Source organism: Paenibacillus oryzisoli, from assembly GCF_050467285.1.
GTDB lineage: Bacteria > Bacillota > Bacilli > Paenibacillales > NBRC-103111 > Paenibacillus_E > Paenibacillus_E oryzisoli_A.
Genome location: NZ_JBCMUN010000012.1, coordinates 329,220 through 343,845, shown reverse-complemented (window position 1 = coordinate 343,845; position 14,626 = coordinate 329,220). Strand labels below are relative to the sequence as shown.

Annotated in this window: 15 protein-coding genes; 7 read left to right on the top strand and 8 right to left on the bottom strand. The window is 52.8% G+C overall.

Annotation, left to right across the window (positions count from 1 at the left end):
- Positions 1-38 precede the first annotated feature (38 nt).
- The 4 genes from ABE504_RS21830 to ABE504_RS21815 form a co-directional block, all read right to left on the bottom strand.
- Complete coding sequence (locus tag ABE504_RS21830; protein WP_430092604.1) at positions 39-1,550, bottom strand: O-antigen ligase family protein; 1,512 nt, start codon at positions 1,548-1,550, stop codon at positions 39-41.
- 1 nt (position 1,551) lies between these two features.
- Positions 1,552-2,310, bottom strand: a complete 759-nt coding sequence (locus tag ABE504_RS21825; protein WP_430092602.1) for a cyclase family protein — start codon at positions 2,308-2,310, stop codon at positions 1,552-1,554.
- A 66-nt stretch (positions 2,311-2,376) separates the two neighbouring features.
- Positions 2,377-2,784: an NUDIX hydrolase gene (locus tag ABE504_RS21820; RefSeq protein WP_430092600.1), complete on the bottom strand. Its 408-nt coding sequence runs from the start codon at positions 2,782-2,784 to the stop codon at positions 2,377-2,379.
- 117 nt (positions 2,785-2,901) lie between these two features.
- A complete protein-coding gene (locus tag ABE504_RS21815) occupies positions 2,902-3,459 on the bottom strand; it encodes a hypothetical protein (RefSeq protein WP_430092598.1) in 558 nt (185 codons plus the stop codon).
- A gap of 299 nt (positions 3,460-3,758) precedes the next feature.
- Here ABE504_RS21815 and ABE504_RS21810 point away from each other — a divergent pair, with 299 nt between their 5' ends.
- On the top strand, positions 3,759-4,445 hold the full coding sequence (locus tag ABE504_RS21810) for a hypothetical protein (RefSeq protein WP_430092596.1): 687 nt from the start codon (positions 3,759-3,761) through the stop codon (positions 4,443-4,445).
- A gap of 327 nt (positions 4,446-4,772) precedes the next feature.
- Here the strand turns inward: ABE504_RS21810 and ABE504_RS21805 are convergent, their stop codons facing one another.
- The 4 genes from ABE504_RS21805 to ABE504_RS21790 all read right to left on the bottom strand — a co-directional run bounded on the left by ABE504_RS21805 (position 4,773) and on the right by ABE504_RS21790 (position 8,253).
- Entirely contained in the window at positions 4,773-5,651 is an 879-nt protein-coding gene (locus ABE504_RS21805) for a hypothetical protein (protein ID WP_430092593.1), read from the bottom strand.
- Between the two features lie 485 nt (positions 5,652-6,136).
- Positions 6,137-6,319, bottom strand: a complete 183-nt coding sequence (locus ABE504_RS21800) for a hypothetical protein (protein WP_430092591.1) — start codon at positions 6,317-6,319, stop codon at positions 6,137-6,139.
- 46 nt (positions 6,320-6,365) lie between these two features.
- A complete protein-coding gene (locus ABE504_RS21795) occupies positions 6,366-7,571 on the bottom strand; it encodes a multidrug effflux MFS transporter (protein ID WP_430092589.1) in 1,206 nt (401 codons plus the stop codon).
- A gap of 13 nt (positions 7,572-7,584) precedes the next feature.
- Positions 7,585-8,253 carry a hypothetical protein gene (locus ABE504_RS21790; protein WP_430092586.1) on the bottom strand — a complete coding sequence of 223 codons (669 nt, stop codon included), beginning with the start codon at positions 8,251-8,253 and terminating at the stop codon, positions 7,585-7,587.
- A 170-nt stretch (positions 8,254-8,423) separates the two neighbouring features.
- Between ABE504_RS21790 and ABE504_RS21785 the strand changes: the two genes are divergently transcribed.
- From ABE504_RS21785 to ABE504_RS21760, 6 genes are all read left to right on the top strand, one after another.
- A complete protein-coding gene (locus ABE504_RS21785) occupies positions 8,424-9,608 on the top strand; it encodes a GGDEF domain-containing protein (protein WP_430092584.1) in 1,185 nt (394 codons plus the stop codon).
- Positions 9,609-9,724: 116 nt separating this feature from the next.
- Positions 9,725-10,906, top strand: a complete 1,182-nt coding sequence (locus tag ABE504_RS21780) for a chromate transporter (RefSeq protein ID WP_430092582.1) — start codon at positions 9,725-9,727, stop codon at positions 10,904-10,906.
- Between the two features lie 134 nt (positions 10,907-11,040).
- The gene (locus ABE504_RS21775; RefSeq protein WP_430092579.1) at positions 11,041-11,988 is read left to right on the top strand and encodes a hypothetical protein; all 948 of its coding nucleotides are present in this window, start codon (positions 11,041-11,043) and stop codon (positions 11,986-11,988) included.
- 146 nt (positions 11,989-12,134) lie between these two features.
- Complete coding sequence (locus ABE504_RS21770) at positions 12,135-12,467, top strand: PadR family transcriptional regulator (RefSeq protein ID WP_430092577.1); 333 nt, start codon at positions 12,135-12,137, stop codon at positions 12,465-12,467.
- A complete protein-coding gene (locus tag ABE504_RS21765) occupies positions 12,464-13,819 on the top strand; it encodes an FtsW/RodA/SpoVE family cell cycle protein (protein WP_430092575.1) in 1,356 nt (451 codons plus the stop codon). Before ABE504_RS21770 ends, ABE504_RS21765 begins: the two co-directional genes overlap by 4 nt.
- Before the next feature lie 101 nt (positions 13,820-13,920).
- A complete protein-coding gene (locus ABE504_RS21760) occupies positions 13,921-14,445 on the top strand; it encodes a hypothetical protein (protein ID WP_430092573.1) in 525 nt (174 codons plus the stop codon).
- Positions 14,446-14,626: the final 181 nt, after the last annotated feature.

The following is a 14,626-nucleotide window of genomic DNA, read 5'->3' as shown; positions in this document are numbered from 1 at the left end:
TTATAGCACCCTTTGATAAAGAAACAATAAAATATATATTACATTTTGAAAGACTTGCGTAATTCAATTTCTAACGTTCGATAGAGTTCTTCTTGAGGGACTCTGCTTACAGCCTGTTCGATTTGTATAAGCGCGCTCTGATACTGGCTCGGATCCTTGGTTTGATTTCCTAACTGTACATAAATCTTAGCCATGTCGTAATACGTGGAAGCTGCCCATGGCATCATTTTCTGAGCCTTAGCTGTATGATGCAGGGCTGTTTCCAGTTCTCCTGCTGCAGCTTCATTCTGAGCTTTGGTTTGCATGGCTTTTCCAACAGCCAGCCAGCCTGTACATGCAAGCAGCACGACCAATCCCGCTGACAGCAGGCTTGTTGCGATTGCCTTAAACTTGACAGGCCATATCTTTTCAACAGGAGTCTCTGCCATCACACGTTCGATCAACAGCCATAGCAGCGCAATAACAAGCACGAAGCTGAAATCAAAATCAAACCCGGCATGCAGCAGCATTACCGTGCCTATGAGCATCAGCCCTTTCGGCCAAAAGTCAGCCCATGCGGAGGCAGTGGGCTTTGTTGACAGCAGCCAACGGCTGCTTTTTACATAAAATAAAAGTACGATGCCCCCAAACAACAGGGCACCCGGCAGACCGACATCAACAGCAAGCTGCAAGTAATGGTTATGAACGAACCGGACATAGTACGGCTCCGATTGATAGTATGCCTGCAAAACACTCCATCCGCCGCCTCCAGCGCCAAGCCATAGATGATCGATCAGCATCGCCAATGCATCTTTCCAATATACGAGCCTCAACCGAAACTCCGAGGTTGTCGGTTGAATCGTTTGCAAGCGCGACCAGAAGAAGAGGAAATTCCCTTTCACTATAGCCGCTAACAAATAGCCTGTTAGATGAGCCGCGCCTATTTTCAACAATAGCCCCTTGCTTCTGAATTCTTTGATGAACAGCAGGCAGCCTAGCGACAAAGCCCAGAGCACCCAGACCGACCGCGATAACGTCAGCAGCAGTCCCGCCGATTGGATGATCATACATACGAAATCACGCTTACGGCCTTCACTGACATAAAATAGCAGCGTCATCAGTAAACAGACTAGCAGGCAGACAGCAAGTGCATTCGCATAACCGATTGTAGATTCCAGACGCCCTTGCCTGTAAAGGCCGCCAGCAATCCCGACTCCAGCAACGACAGCCCCTGCATACGGAAACCAGCGAAATATCCGCTGCATCTGATCTTTGGAAAGTGTAGTGCTGATCAATGCAAAAGGTAACATTGCTGTCATTCTCACAGCTTCAAGAACAGCTTTCTCCTTATCGACAGCGACAAGCAGGCTGAGCCAATACAAAAGAACAAGCCCTCCAAGCAAGAAATGGCCAAGATGAAGACGCAACTGCCGCTGCTTCAAAGTTAGCACCACTGCAGCAGCAAGCAGCCCCATACCGGCGAACAAATAATTTAGTTCATATAAGTAACCTTGGGTGAACATACCGAGGCCTAGAAATAGAACCGTAATCATATAGGCAAAATTCCGCAACTTACCCCTCCACAATCGCCACCGGGCGGGCCCAGCCGGCGCTTGCTTTTTCTACTTTGACCGGGAAGCATGCGACTTTGAAGCCGAACGGCTGAGGGATTTGATCCAGGTTCGCCAGCTTCTCGATCTGGCAGTATTCCCGATCCTTGCCAACGTAGTGTGCAGCCCAGAGGACGCCGTCTTTCGGGTCTTTTTTATACGCCTCAGCCTGCAAGTTCAGTGGGATGTCCCAGCCCCAGCCGTCAGTACCGACGACTTTGATGCCCTGATCGAGCAGCCACACGGTCGCCTCGGCGGAAACGCCAACATGGAGGAAGGCGTAGTGCTCGTGGTAGAGCCTTTTATCCGCGTCGCTTCGGATCAGTACGATGTCCAGCGGCTTGAGCGTGTACCCGATCCGAGCCAGCTCCCTTTGCAAATCCGCAGTAGTCAGCTCATAGCCCGGCGGCTTTCCGCTGAAATCCAGCACAACGCCATCCGAGTAAAACCACTCGAGCGGCATCTCGTCGATCGTTCTCGCAGGCTGGCCCTCCGAAGTCGGCCAATAGTGATACGGCGCATCAACATGCGTCCCCGCATGCGTGTTCAGCGTAACGCTCTCGGTCGCCCACGCCTTGCTCTCCGGAAAATCCTCTGCCTTCAAGCCCAGCACTTGCGCCGCTTGCCGCGCCCCGTCCTCGTGGGATAAATACTCAATCTTCGCCGGCAGCGGCTCGCGGATACGCGGGCTGAGCGGCACGCTCAGGTCGATCAGTTTCATGGTGGTGCTCCTTTCGGTGGATTCCTTTTAATGGTTTCGATGTTTTCTTCGAGAACATATCGCACACTAAAATGCACGACTAACTACGTGTCCTTGTTGGTATTCCAGTGCATCCAAAGCCCTTCTTCGTTGAACCTCGCTCAATTCCGATAATGGCATCCATTTATATTCAGAGTGTTCAAAACTAAGCTTAATTTCTGCAGCCTCAGGAATCGAACAGCGAAATATGGCGACTTGTGCATTTTGTTTGCTATGATAATAAAACCCTGTTAACACTGCTTCTTGAACCTCTATACCGAGTTCTTCACGACATTCTCGATACAGTGCCTCATGAATGGTTTCTCCCGGTTCGACACTTCCGCCAGGAAGGCCCCACCCTTTATCGCCGTATGTCCGCTTGAGCAGCAGCACTTGATCTTCGGAATTAAATAGGATTGCATGAGCCCCGAACCTAAAAGTATCGTGAAGAGTCATCCATATCGCCTCACATTTTTAATAATCTGCATCGTACATAAAGATTATTTCACAAAAATGGAAATTAGACGAATATAAATTGGCTGATAATGACTTATACTTTTTATTGAACAAATATTATTTTTTAAACATCCTTCTCTTGACTCTCTCGATAAAGGTAGGCTTTACCACGCAAGTTTCCGGGTCGGGAAGCGGATTAGAATGTCTGGCTTTATATTCGGAAAACAGTTCGAGTCCCTTTTCGTATACTTCCTTCATTCCCTCAGCAGCTGTTGCTTTTCTTGCTAGCAGCTCTTGAAGGCATGTCTCATACTCGACAGTTGAAAAGTCGATACTTAGAGTTGCGCAATGAGTATCAAAACACATGAACGCAGCTTGGAAAAAATCATCCAAATATACCGTGCCCGTTGATCTAATCAAGCTCTTCGCTAAAGCAGGGTAATTGCGATAAATTCCCCAGGCTTCCTTCGAGTACTGCGCTTCTGCAACTACAAGATCTTTTAATAAAACACCACAAACTCCCTCGTATTGATTCGCTTCGATGTATTGGATAACTTCACGTCTGAATGCTAGGTTGTCATCTATGAAATCATTTGCATGCTTGCCATTCCATTTAAAACAAATGAACTCTGCCTGTTCAGCTCGGTAGCCATTCGCAAATAACGCTGCTTCCATTCATCATCCCACTCCTTCCTTTCGATTCTACCAAATCATGGCACCCCTTTGAAACAAAAAGAGACCCGCAGCAACGGGCCACGGGTCCAAGGTCTATATATATTAAAAGGGGGTCGAGATTTATTATAGGGCTCTTGTATGAAGACAAGATGAAAATAAGATGTGTAAAATATTAATTTTCTTCGCATTTTGGCGGCAACTTGGATATAATTGTGAGCAATGAGACGAGGAACGTCCCTATTCATCCCAGGATGAGTACGGGGCGTTTTTTGTTTTTAGCGATAAGGAGGCGTTGAGAAGTGAAAGCTCTGCAATTCGAGGACTCGTATCAACAATTTATGGAGGGGCACATCGCCCGCCGCAAAGGAGAACGCCGAAGCAGGCTCGAACGCGGCCCGTTCCATGCGGAGAAGCTGTTTTTGCAGCAGGTCTGGTTCCCTTTAATGGGAAATTTGCAGGATCTGCACCCGGAGTATGAAGTGATGGATTGGCGGGGGCGGTCGTATTTCGGGGATTTTGCGTATTTGCCGGGGCTGGCTGAAGTGAAGTTTATGGTGGAAATCAAAGGGTACGGGCCACACGTTCAAGAACTCGATCGAAAAGGATACTGCGATGAGTTGAACCGTGAAACGTTTCTTCAGGCGCTGGGGTTCCGTGTCGTATCGTTCGCTTATGATGACGTGGCTTATCGGCCTGGACTATGTATGAACCTGCTGCAAATGCTGCTCGGCCGCTTTCACACCGCTGCCTCTCCTGTCGATCGGGCGGTGCTGGCTGAGAAGGAAATTTTGCGCCTTCTCCATCAGCAGGCTGCGCCGCTTAGGCCAGTGGATGTGGAGCGGCATTTTGGGATCAATCACCGGACAGCGCTGCGACTTCTGCAATCGCTCTGCGCCAAAGGGTGGCTACATCCGATTTCGCGAACGCCCGGTGGCAAGGTGGTCCAGTATGGCTTGTTGCGCGGGGTGCTGCAGTATGTGGATTGATGGGGAGTCACACCCCATGAAAGGGCGTACTCAAGGGGCCGTTGCGGTCAGAACATGTAAAATGTACATCAAAATACGCCATATCCCACCGAAACGCACATATAACCTGCACTATGTACAGCAAGTTTTCGGGTAATCGCCGCTTTTGGCGATAAATTGAGCCTCCCAGCGTGATTTAGCTGTAGGAAATGCAGGAAAATGCTGCAATTTTAGAAATTCCGGGCATTTTGCTGTATAAAATGCAGGTGCACCTCGGCCGCGCAGCACAAAAACACCCCCACCTCCCACTATAAAGTGGAGATGGGGGTGCTTCGGCTTCGGCTGCGCCTAAGCCCCGGCCTGCGGCGCCGCGGTGCCCGCCGGCGTGCCGATATGGCCGCGCGGCGCCTTAAACGGCTTGCCGCCGTGCTGCGGCGGCGTGGTCGGCTTGTCGCCGCCTTTGCGTTCGACGAAGCTCTTGAGCTGCGCCGTCATGCTGTCTTTGAGCTTCGCGATGAGCTCGTCTTCGCTGATGCCTTTGGCCTGCGCAATCTCCGCAAGCGATTTGCCTGCTTTGCGCTCGGCGGCCAGTTCCTCGTCCGTCATGCCAAGGATCGTCGCCAGCTCATGCGGGTCGCCCCATGTGCCGAAGCCCGCCATGCTGCCGCCCTTGCCAAACGCAGGCGCAGGCCCCTTGCGGCCGTCCACTGTGCCGGGCTTCGCTTCTACAAGCTTTTTCCACCGGTCGGCGATGCCGGTTTTCATTTTATCCGCTTGCTCTTGTTTAAGCTTCCCTGCCGCGACGGCGTCATCCAGCTTCTTCGTCTCCGCCTCGGTCAGTTTGGCCACAAGCGTGTCTTCGCTGACGCCTTTCGCCTGCGCAATCTCCGCAAGCGACTTGCCCGCTTTACGCTCCGCCGTCAGCTCTTCCTGCGTCATGCCGAGCAGCGTCGCGAGCTCATTCGAGTCGCCCCCTATGCCAAATCCGGGTATGCCGCCACCTTTGCCGAACGCAGGCGCGCGATGGTCGCCGAAGCCGCGTCCCTCTTGGTTCCCCTTGAACCCCTCAGGGAAACCGTGTTTCTTCACCGCAGGCGACGAAGTTGGTGCTCCAGGCGAAGCCGATTCATCTGCAAATGCCTGGTTGTGCTGCAGCAAGAGTCCCCCGCCGATAAGCAAACCGGCTGCAAGCATGCCGGCGACCCAAGTTTTATGTATGCGCTTCAATTTTATTCCCCACCTTTTGCTCTAAATGGTCAGATCTTTTTCCAGTGTAGCGCACAATTGTGAAAAAAGTGTGAACATCCAATGAATTCGCGAATAAACGCAACGTAGCAGAACGACGGTTGGCGAGACTAGTTTAGCGGAAGTGGCAGTTGCAGGAGAGTAGCTAGCTGGGCGAAGAGTGGCAGGTTTCGAAAAATAGTTAGTTGGGCGAAGAATGGCAGGTTTCCAAGAGTAGCTAGCTGGGCGAAGAATGGCAGGTTTCCAAGAGTAGCTAGCTGGGCGAAAGGTGGCAGGTTTCGAAGAGTAGTTAGTTTTTCTCAAACGGCCATTGAGAGTCTAGATTATGTAAGCGTATGCAAACCCTCTTATTTTGCGCCAATGCCGAGTAATCTCTAAATTAAGGGTGGTAAACCACCCTTAATTGTTCACGAAAGCCCGAAAAAGGCCGGCTGTGGATGAAATAAGAGTGGCTAGCCACTCTTATTTCAAGCTAATGCGTCTAAAACCCCAAAATAAGAGGGTTTTCCCCCTCTTATCTTCCAGCGCTTCACCGGCGCAGTCACCTCCACACAGGCAGCCGCCTGTACGCCAGCCAGGCGCTGCTTCATACGGCCGCGCGTTGCCCGCTGCAGCACTTCTCCCGCAGCGCCCACTCCGCTGCGCGCCAAAAAGCGCCCACACCCGCGGTTCCCCGCACGCATCGGCGCCACACACTTACCGCTTGCTCCGCGCAAGCGTAAAAAAACAAACAATCGCCCCGAGCTCCAGCACGGCGATCATCACACCCAGCGGCACCGCGGTGCCGCTGCCGCCGAGGCCGACAAGCGGCGCCACAAGGCCGCCGATGACGAACGTCATCAGGCCGAGCAGCGCCGCGGCACTGCCTGCCACCTCGCCCTGCTCCTGCAGCGCGAGTGAAGAGGTCGAGACCGAGACGGGGCCCACGCTCGCCACGATCAGGAAAAAAGCCGGCAGGATCAGCGTCAAGCCCCCGCCGAACAGCACAGCCGCGAGCAGCAGCACGCCGCCGCTGGCCGCTATGGCAAGACCGCCGCCGAGCAGGCGGACGCTGCTCAATCGACCGGCGAGCCGCCCGGTCAGCTGTCCTGAAAGAATGATACCTGCGCCATTCACGGCAAACACAAGACTGAACTGCTGCGGCGACAGGCCGAACAATTCCTGCAAAACAAACGGCGAACCCGAAATATAAGCGAACATCGCCGCAAAAACGAGCCCCTGCGTTAACGCATACCCCATAAACAGGCGGTGCGTCAATAATCCGCGGAACACGCGAAGCGTATTCCCAAGCCCGCTTTGGGTCCGGCGCTCGGGCGGGTGGGTTTCTTTGAGCCCGAGCACCACCGCCATCAGCATCACGACACCGAACACGCTCAGCACGCCGAACATGTCGCGCCAGTCTCCGAATTCCAGCAACTGCCCTCCGATAATCGGAGCCAGGATCGGCGCCGCCCCGTTGACCAGCATGAGCAGGGCGATGAATTTGGTCAACGCCACGCCTTCGTACAGATCCCGCACAATGGCGCGGGAGATCACAATGCCGGCAGCCCCAGCCAGCCCCTGAATGAAGCGCAAGAGCAGAAACGCCCCGATGGTCGGCGCCCAGATACAAAGCGCGGAGGACACGCCGTACACGGCTAGCCCGATCAGCAGCGGAACCCGTCTGCCTCGCACATCGCTAATCGCGCCTGCGACCAACTGCCCGAGCGACAGCCCCAGCATGCAGGCGGTTAAGCTCATTTGCGCAAGCGAGGTTGTCGTCTCCAGATCCCCTGCAATCACCGGCAGCGCAGGCAGGTACATATCGAGCGACAGCGGCCCGAACGATGCGAGCAAGCCGAGCACCAGCACGAGCCAGAGCCGATTTTTCCCGCGCGCGGCTGCCGCCGTATCGGTCATCATTTTAGCCATCCCATCACAAACTTTCTTCCGTAGTCAAATCACCCATGTAGTAAGCGAACACCGTGTTAATCGGTTTAAAATACAAATGCCCATCCTCCCATGGCTGAAAATGCAAATCCATCCGGGCGTCGTTCCAGTTCTCCGGCGTTCCCTTCGTCTGCAAGCGGCCCGGAAGCACCGGATCTTCGATCACCTTCGGAAATTCCTGATAACCGAACAGCAGATTCTCGTGCATCGCGATAATTTCATATTTGTCTCCTAGAAACGCACGTTCTTCTTGAAGTTGGTAATGATAGTAAATGTAACTGCTGATCATCTCCGGCTTGAGATGGGCCACCCGCCCTACCCGTTTCTCCACAGGCTGCTTGCGCATCCAATGTTCGGGACTAGCCGGTTCGTTAAAATGAAACACATCGACCATCCCAATCCACTTCCGCGGCTCCGGCTGACCAGGCCACTCCTGCAAATAGGGCAGCGCCGCACCGGCAACGTCATCCGGCTCGACATGGCGGTCGACGCACTCGTAATATAGAAACAGCTGCCCGCGCCACTCGTAAGCCGCCGCTGTCATCAAGATGCCTTGCCGCACCAGCTTCTCGGCCTCCCTGCTGCCTGTCAGCGCCCTAATCCCTGCCGGCGCTTCGCCCTGCTTCCAGGCCGCGCGGAAAATCATTCTTTTCATCCTATATGCCCCTCTTCTAATTTACATGATTAATCATTTTATGATTGTATGGAAAGACGCGAATGCCCCTAAAGCTGCTTTAATTTTAACAAGATTTCAGACATCCTTCTACATGAATATGGTAAAATAAATGTCGTTCGACAAAACCCTGAAGTCAGATGGAGATCGAAATGAGTCTACAACTGGATTTGAAAACAATGCTGACGACCCTGATCATCGGGAACCTGTTTACAGCCGTGTTAATTACCGCCTATTGGCGTCATCATAAGCAGCAAGTCGGAATTCGGAGCTTTTTTTATGCAAAAGGCCTCCAAGCCGCAGCCTGGCTCATCCTGCTCCTGCGCGGCGGCTCGGCCGACCCGCTTACGTTATCGCTGGTGAACACCGCGCTATTTATCGGGTATGCATTCGAAATTGTCGCTGTCCTGCAAACGCAAAATCTACAAAAAAAGTCTGATTCGCGTTATTTTATTGCATTAACGATATGTACTCTGGTCGTTTTCCATCTGATTCTGCTTTTTCACAACTGGGAAGAGTTCCGCGTGGCGATCGCGTCCTTCGGACTCGCTGCGGGCATTATCATACCGGCCATCCGGATGGTTCGCCAAAAAGCCGCTTCCACCGTCTCCTGTATCATGGGTTATGTCTATTCGGCTATTGTGATCATCCTGCTGCTTCGGGGCATATTCGCGGTATCCTTTGTTGCGACGCTCAGTTATTTTCATGTCAAAACCGGCAACCAATCCTTCATGCTCGTCGGGCAGTACCTGATCATGATTTCGACCAATACGGGCTTTCTTCTCTTAATGAAGGAGCAGGCGGACAAGGCGCTGCTGCATCTGGCAAGCAATGACGACCTGACAGGCGCTCTGAACCGCAGGACGTTCATTGCCCGCACGAACGACCACCTACGGACGCTTGCTCGGAAGAAAAAGCCGGTTTCGCTGCTTCTTTTTGACATTGATGAATTTAAAGGCATTAACGATACGTTCGGTCATGATATCGGGGATCGGGCGCTGGTCGATCTCACCGCTCGCATTCAGCGGAATTTGGGGGAAGAGGATTTGCTGGCGCGGTACGGCGGGGACGAATTTGCCATTTTGCTGCCCGGCAGGGATGAAGAGGCTTCCGCTGCCATTGCCGAGCACCTCCGCCAAACAGCGGAACATGCCGGCATTCCCGGCACTTCGCGAACCTATACGATCAGTATGGGCGTACTAACGGTTATCCCCGACGACAGGACGCAGCTCGAAATGCTCTACTCCACCTGCGATAAAGCGCTTTATCAGGCCAAACGAAGAGGCAAAAACGGCGTTGCCCGCGGGCACCTCGGCGCACAGCCTTCACAAGCATAGTTGTACTCGAAAATCAGGGATTTAACAATAAATCAACATTGGTCGTTCTGCATTCGTGATAATATAATATCGAATTTCAATAATGGACGATAATTTGCAGAAAAAGGTGTTGACCATTGGAAAAGGAAAAGAGCTCCCTATTTGAAATTTTGAAAGTATCCACAAAACTTGGATTAACTTCATTCGGCGGTCCTATTGCGCATTTAGGGTATTTCCGAGATGAATATGTTAAACGCAGAAAGTGGCTGGATGAGAAAAGCTATGCTGACTTGATCGCTCTATGTCAGTTCCTGCCGGGACCCGCAAGCAGCCAAGTCGGAATTTCCATTGGAATGTTGCGCGGCGGATTGTTAGGCGGGATTGCATCTTGGTGTGGATTTACATTACCATCTGCTTTGGCATTGATGATTTTCGCTTATGTGTTACAAAACTACGATGTGGGCAATGCCGGTTGGCTTCATGGCTTGATAATTGCAGCTGTCGCCGTAGTTGCACAGGCAGTCTGGGGAATGGCGCGCTCTCTTGCACCTGATCGTACTCGAGGGACCATTGCTATCTTAACTGCCATAATGACCTTACTATGGTCCTCTGCTTATGGGCAACTGATTCTCATCACGGTTGCAGGCCTATTCGGCAGATTCTTTTTAGCAAAGTCCGAGATTCCCGAAACTCCCCGGCTCCCAATCTCCATCAGCCAACGTGCAGCAGTTTTTGCTTGGGTCTTATTTTTTGGATTGCTGATCGGACTACCGCTGGTAAGGCATGTCGTTCATTCGCATTTCCTGGCTGTGTTTGATAGCTTTTTTCGCGTTGGTTCGCTGGTCTTTGGCGGCGGGCATGTGGTACTGCCTATGCTTCAATCCGAAATCGTACCGGCCGGGTGGCTGACAGACTCCCAATTTCTTGCGGGTTACGGAGCAACCCAAGCCGTGCCAGGTCCATTGTTTACCTTCTCCTCCTACCTAGGGACCGTAATGAACGGGTGGCAAGGAGGGTTTATTGCACTAATCGCTATGTTTTTGCCGTCCTTCTTATTGGTTATCGGCTCTTTGCCGTTCTGGGATGCGATTCGCCGTCGCCCAAATTTTCAATCCACGCTAAAAGGTATTAACGCAGCCGTGGTAGGCATCTTGCTTGCTGCTTTGTTTAATCCGGTATGGACAAGTGCAGTTCATACGCCTCTCGACTTTTGCCTTGCCATTGCTGCATTTGGATTACTTATGCTTTGGAAGCTTCCTCCTTGGGTAGTTGTTCTATTTTCTGCATTCGGTGGTGCGCTGATCCCTTTATTTTCTTAGTCTAACGAAGGCCGTTCCTTTGGTGTATTGAGGGAGGGCCTTATTCGTGCCCAAGCGAAACTTCCCAAGCCGTCTATGCGTAAAAGATGACCAAGGGTGTCGATTTCCATTTTGCACAGAAATGAGGGATTGCGATGACAGAGACATGGCACGACTCGCTCGAAATAGCCAAAGAGCGCATGTACCGCTATCAGCGCGCGCAGCGGAGACGGGAAGAACTGCAGCAGCGCGTGAACGACCACGAGCGGCGCATCGTCAAGCTGGAGCTCGAGCTGGAAGCCGAGCAGGCCGACGTGGAGCGTCTGACAAAGCTGACGCTTGCGAATCTTTTTCATACGATTCTGCGCAGCAAGGAGGAGCAGCTTCAGCTGGAGCGCCAGCAGGTGCTGAACGCAGTGCTCGCTTTGCAGACCGCCCGCCAGGCGCTGGAGGATACGAAGGCCGACCTGCATCAGGTGGGCGACGATTTGGCGCTCTACCAATTTGCAGAAGCCGAGTACACCGCGCTCATGGCGAAAAAGGAAGCGTCGCTGCGCAGCGAGGCGGCGCTATCCCCGGTGCTGCACGAGATGGAGGAGCAGATCGCGGAGCAATCTCTCCTCGTCAAGGAGCTCTCGGAGGCTTGGCGCGCCGGCAAAGGCGTCATGAGCTCCCTCGAAGCCGCCTCGGAGAAGCTGGAGAAAGCGGAAAGCTGGGGCAAATGGGACACGTGGGGCGGCGGCGGAATGATTAGCACGCATAAGAAGCACAGCTATGTGGACGAAGCGAAGACGTTCATCCAAAATGCCAATCATCAACTCCGCAATTTCCGCGAAGAATTGAAGGATTTGCAGCGCAGCATCGACATTCAGATTGACATTAGCGATACGTTGAAAATGGCCGATTACTGGTTTGACGGCCTTATCACCGACTGGATCGTCCAGGGGCGCATCCAGAGCTCGCAAGAGCAGACATTGCGCGCCCTCCATCAGGTGCGGACCGTCGTTCGCCAGCTTCAGTCGGAGCACGCGGCGGCGGATTCCACACTTGCCGGCTTGCGGGCGAAGCGCACCGCGTGGATTGAGGAAACGCAGGTGGAGTGAAAGAGGCAGCCCGCGAAGGGCTGCTTCTTTTTTTGCGTTCGCTGTTTGCCCCAGTTGCCTGGGAGAAAAGTTCCTTGTATACTAATACCTAGATATTCGATGCATCGAAATAAAAGGCATATCATGAGAAAGGAGCTGGTCTTGGGATGAAACCTAATAAAGAACTGATGAAAGGCAGCACGGTTATTTTGATTCTGACCCTTTTAAACCGCAGTGATATGTACGGTTATGAGATGACGAAGGAAATGGAGACCGCCTCCGACGGCATTTTCACGTTAAAGGAAGGAACGCTCTACCCGATTCTGCATGCGTTGGAATCCGAGCGTTTCGTCGAGTCCTACTGGGATGAGAAAGACGGCCGCAAGCGGAAATATTACCGCATTACCAAGCAAGGCAAGGCCGAGCTTCAAGTCAAAAAGGAAGAATGGCAGCTGTTCCGCAATACAGTAGATCGTGTTCTTGGGGAGGGCCGTGTATGAGCGGTTATCGGAATCACGAAGAAATTCGGCTTTTTCTCAAGCAGGTGTGCCGGGAAATTCGGGCGAGAGAAGTCCATCAGGGCGTATGCCGGGAACTGGAGAGCCATCTGGAGGAGCTGATTGAAGACAGGTTGGCGCAAGGGGACGATATGGATACGGCGGTGAGCGAAGCGGTTCGGCGCATGGGATCGCCCGAAATCATTGGGGAGCAGCTTAATCGTGCACACCGGCCTCGCGTCGACTGGGGCATGCTCGGTTTAATTGCTTTGCTTATGCTGGTCGGACTGGTTGCTGTGTTTTCTGCATATCAAGCAATGGATGGTCGCGCCCGTCTGGGGGCATTTCATATGAAGCAAATTTTTTACTTCACCGTTGGCGGATGTCTGATGCTGGGGATTGGGTTCAGCAACTACACCAAATGGGCGAAGTATGCTTGGGGGATGTATGTTGGGATGCTTGTGGTGCTTGTTTATGGGCTAATAGCCAGTAACAAGGTATCTGGATTAAAAGGCATCATCACTTGGGGACATGTCTCTCTGAACACTTCATTCGTCGCCCCTTATGTCTTCCTCATTGCGTTAGCCGGGATTTGGTCAAAGCCATTACCTCCCGACACTGGAGAACCTTTCAGGAACAGAGCGATTCGTCATGTGTGGCTCACCGCAGGCGTTTTGTGGGTGCCCGCTATCCTGCTGCTCTACGCCCACTCCATCATGAATTTCGTGTTGCTTCTCATCGGCGGAATGACATTGGTTGTGATTTTGAAGAAGTCTGTGGCGGTTATTGCTGCCCATCTTAGCGTAATTATACTGGCTGTCGGCATTTTCCTCGTGAAGCTTGCTGCCCAAGCCAATGCCAGACAAAACTTTCTAGCGTGGATTAGACCGAATACAGACCCTAATGGAGAGAATTATATGATCACGCAATCCAAGCTTGCAATTCATTCCGCTGGCTGGCAAGGACACGGGTTTGGCGCCCAACTCTCCACCCTGCCCTATTTGCAGGAAAGTATGATGTTTCCTTTTCTCATCTACTGCTTCGGCTGGCTGGCGGGTATCTGCCTGGTGCTGATGATCCTGATGTTTATCCAACGCTGCATCCGGGTTGCAAGGACTGTGAAGGACGACTACGGCAAAGCGCTGGTCTCCGCGCTCCTCACCATCATCGCCGTGCAGTACCTTTGGAACATGCTTATGTCCGTGGGGCTTGCTCCGCTTAGCTCGTTTTCGCTGCCTTTTGTCAGCTTCAACGGTTCCCTAGTGGTCATGCAGTTCATTGCAATCGGTCTTGCCCTGAGTGTGTACCGCCGCAAAGATATTGTTCGGTGGAGCCGAACGCCGGAAATGGACTGAAATATATAGCACGCTGCGCCCCTCTCTATGACGGCTGTCCCTTACCAATGCGGCAGGTGGACATATACTTAAGAGAGAACCTGTCAGGGAGGTCCATCCAGATGAAAGATGATCGTGTCACGATTATTATTCAAAAAGGCCGCAAGCGCATCATCACGCACGCACCGATTACCGGCGTCGACCGGCTCGTCTTCGTCGTCAACCATCAGTACACCAACGCGCCCAACACGACCCAGATCGCCAGCGGTGCAGGCCGCAGCAGCGCAGCTGGCAGCAACGCCGCGATCAAATCGCCGTACACGCAGCAGCAGCAAAGCGTCGGCGCCGACGGAAAAGCGAAGAACATCCTGCTCAAAAGCTTCAAAGGCGGCCCCGTCTCCGGCACGTCGATCCAGGGCGCGCACCGGCACGGCAAGGAAATTATCGTTGTGCTGAACGACCAGATCGTGAAGCTGCCGAAGCGTGCCAAAGGGGCCTCCGCCACCCAGATCGCAAGCGGTGCAGGCCGTTATAGCACGGGCGGGACGAACTCCGCCATTGAAAGCCCCGGCACTAAGCAGCAGCATGCCGTCGGCGGCGGCGGCAAGGCTTTGAATAAACTCTCCGGCAAGCGGAGAAAACGGTGATTGCGATTGCGGCGTGGGAGTGAGAGTGGAAGTGAGTGGCTGCGCACGGGCTGCTGTAAAAACTACAGCAAATTTCCCGAAAGCATCCTGAAATCCCCAATCACCTGCAAAAAATACAGCAAATTTGCGGGATTCCCTCTATTTGAAGCTCAGATAGGGGGATTCGTGCAGATTTACCTGT

Bases quoted from the DNA above. Each gene is read 5' to 3' on its own strand.
- ABE504_RS21825 (WP_430092602.1), bottom strand. From the start codon at position 2,310: ATGAAACTGATCGACCTGAGCGTGCCGCTCAGCCCGCGTATCCGCGAG.
- ABE504_RS21820 (WP_430092600.1), bottom strand. From the start codon at position 2,784: ATGACTCTTCACGATACTTTTAGGTTCGGGGCTCATGCAATCCTATTT.
- ABE504_RS21815 (WP_430092598.1), bottom strand. From the start codon at position 3,459: ATGGAAGCAGCGTTATTTGCGAATGGCTACCGAGCTGAACAGGCAGAG.
- ABE504_RS21795 (WP_430092589.1), bottom strand. From the start codon at position 7,571: ATGATGACCGATACGGCGGCAGCCGCGCGCGGGAAAAATCGGCTCTGG.
- ABE504_RS21790 (WP_430092586.1), bottom strand. From the start codon at position 8,253: ATGAAAAGAATGATTTTCCGCGCGGCCTGGAAGCAGGGCGAAGCGCCG.
- ABE504_RS21785 (WP_430092584.1), top strand. From the start codon at position 8,424: ATGAGTCTACAACTGGATTTGAAAACAATGCTGACGACCCTGATCATC.
- ABE504_RS21775 (WP_430092579.1), top strand. From the start codon at position 11,041: ATGACAGAGACATGGCACGACTCGCTCGAAATAGCCAAAGAGCGCATG.
- ABE504_RS21770 (WP_430092577.1), top strand. From the start codon at position 12,135: ATGAAACCTAATAAAGAACTGATGAAAGGCAGCACGGTTATTTTGATT.
- ABE504_RS21765 (WP_430092575.1), top strand. From the start codon at position 12,464: ATGAGCGGTTATCGGAATCACGAAGAAATTCGGCTTTTTCTCAAGCAG.
- ABE504_RS21760 (WP_430092573.1), top strand. From the start codon at position 13,921: ATGAAAGATGATCGTGTCACGATTATTATTCAAAAAGGCCGCAAGCGC.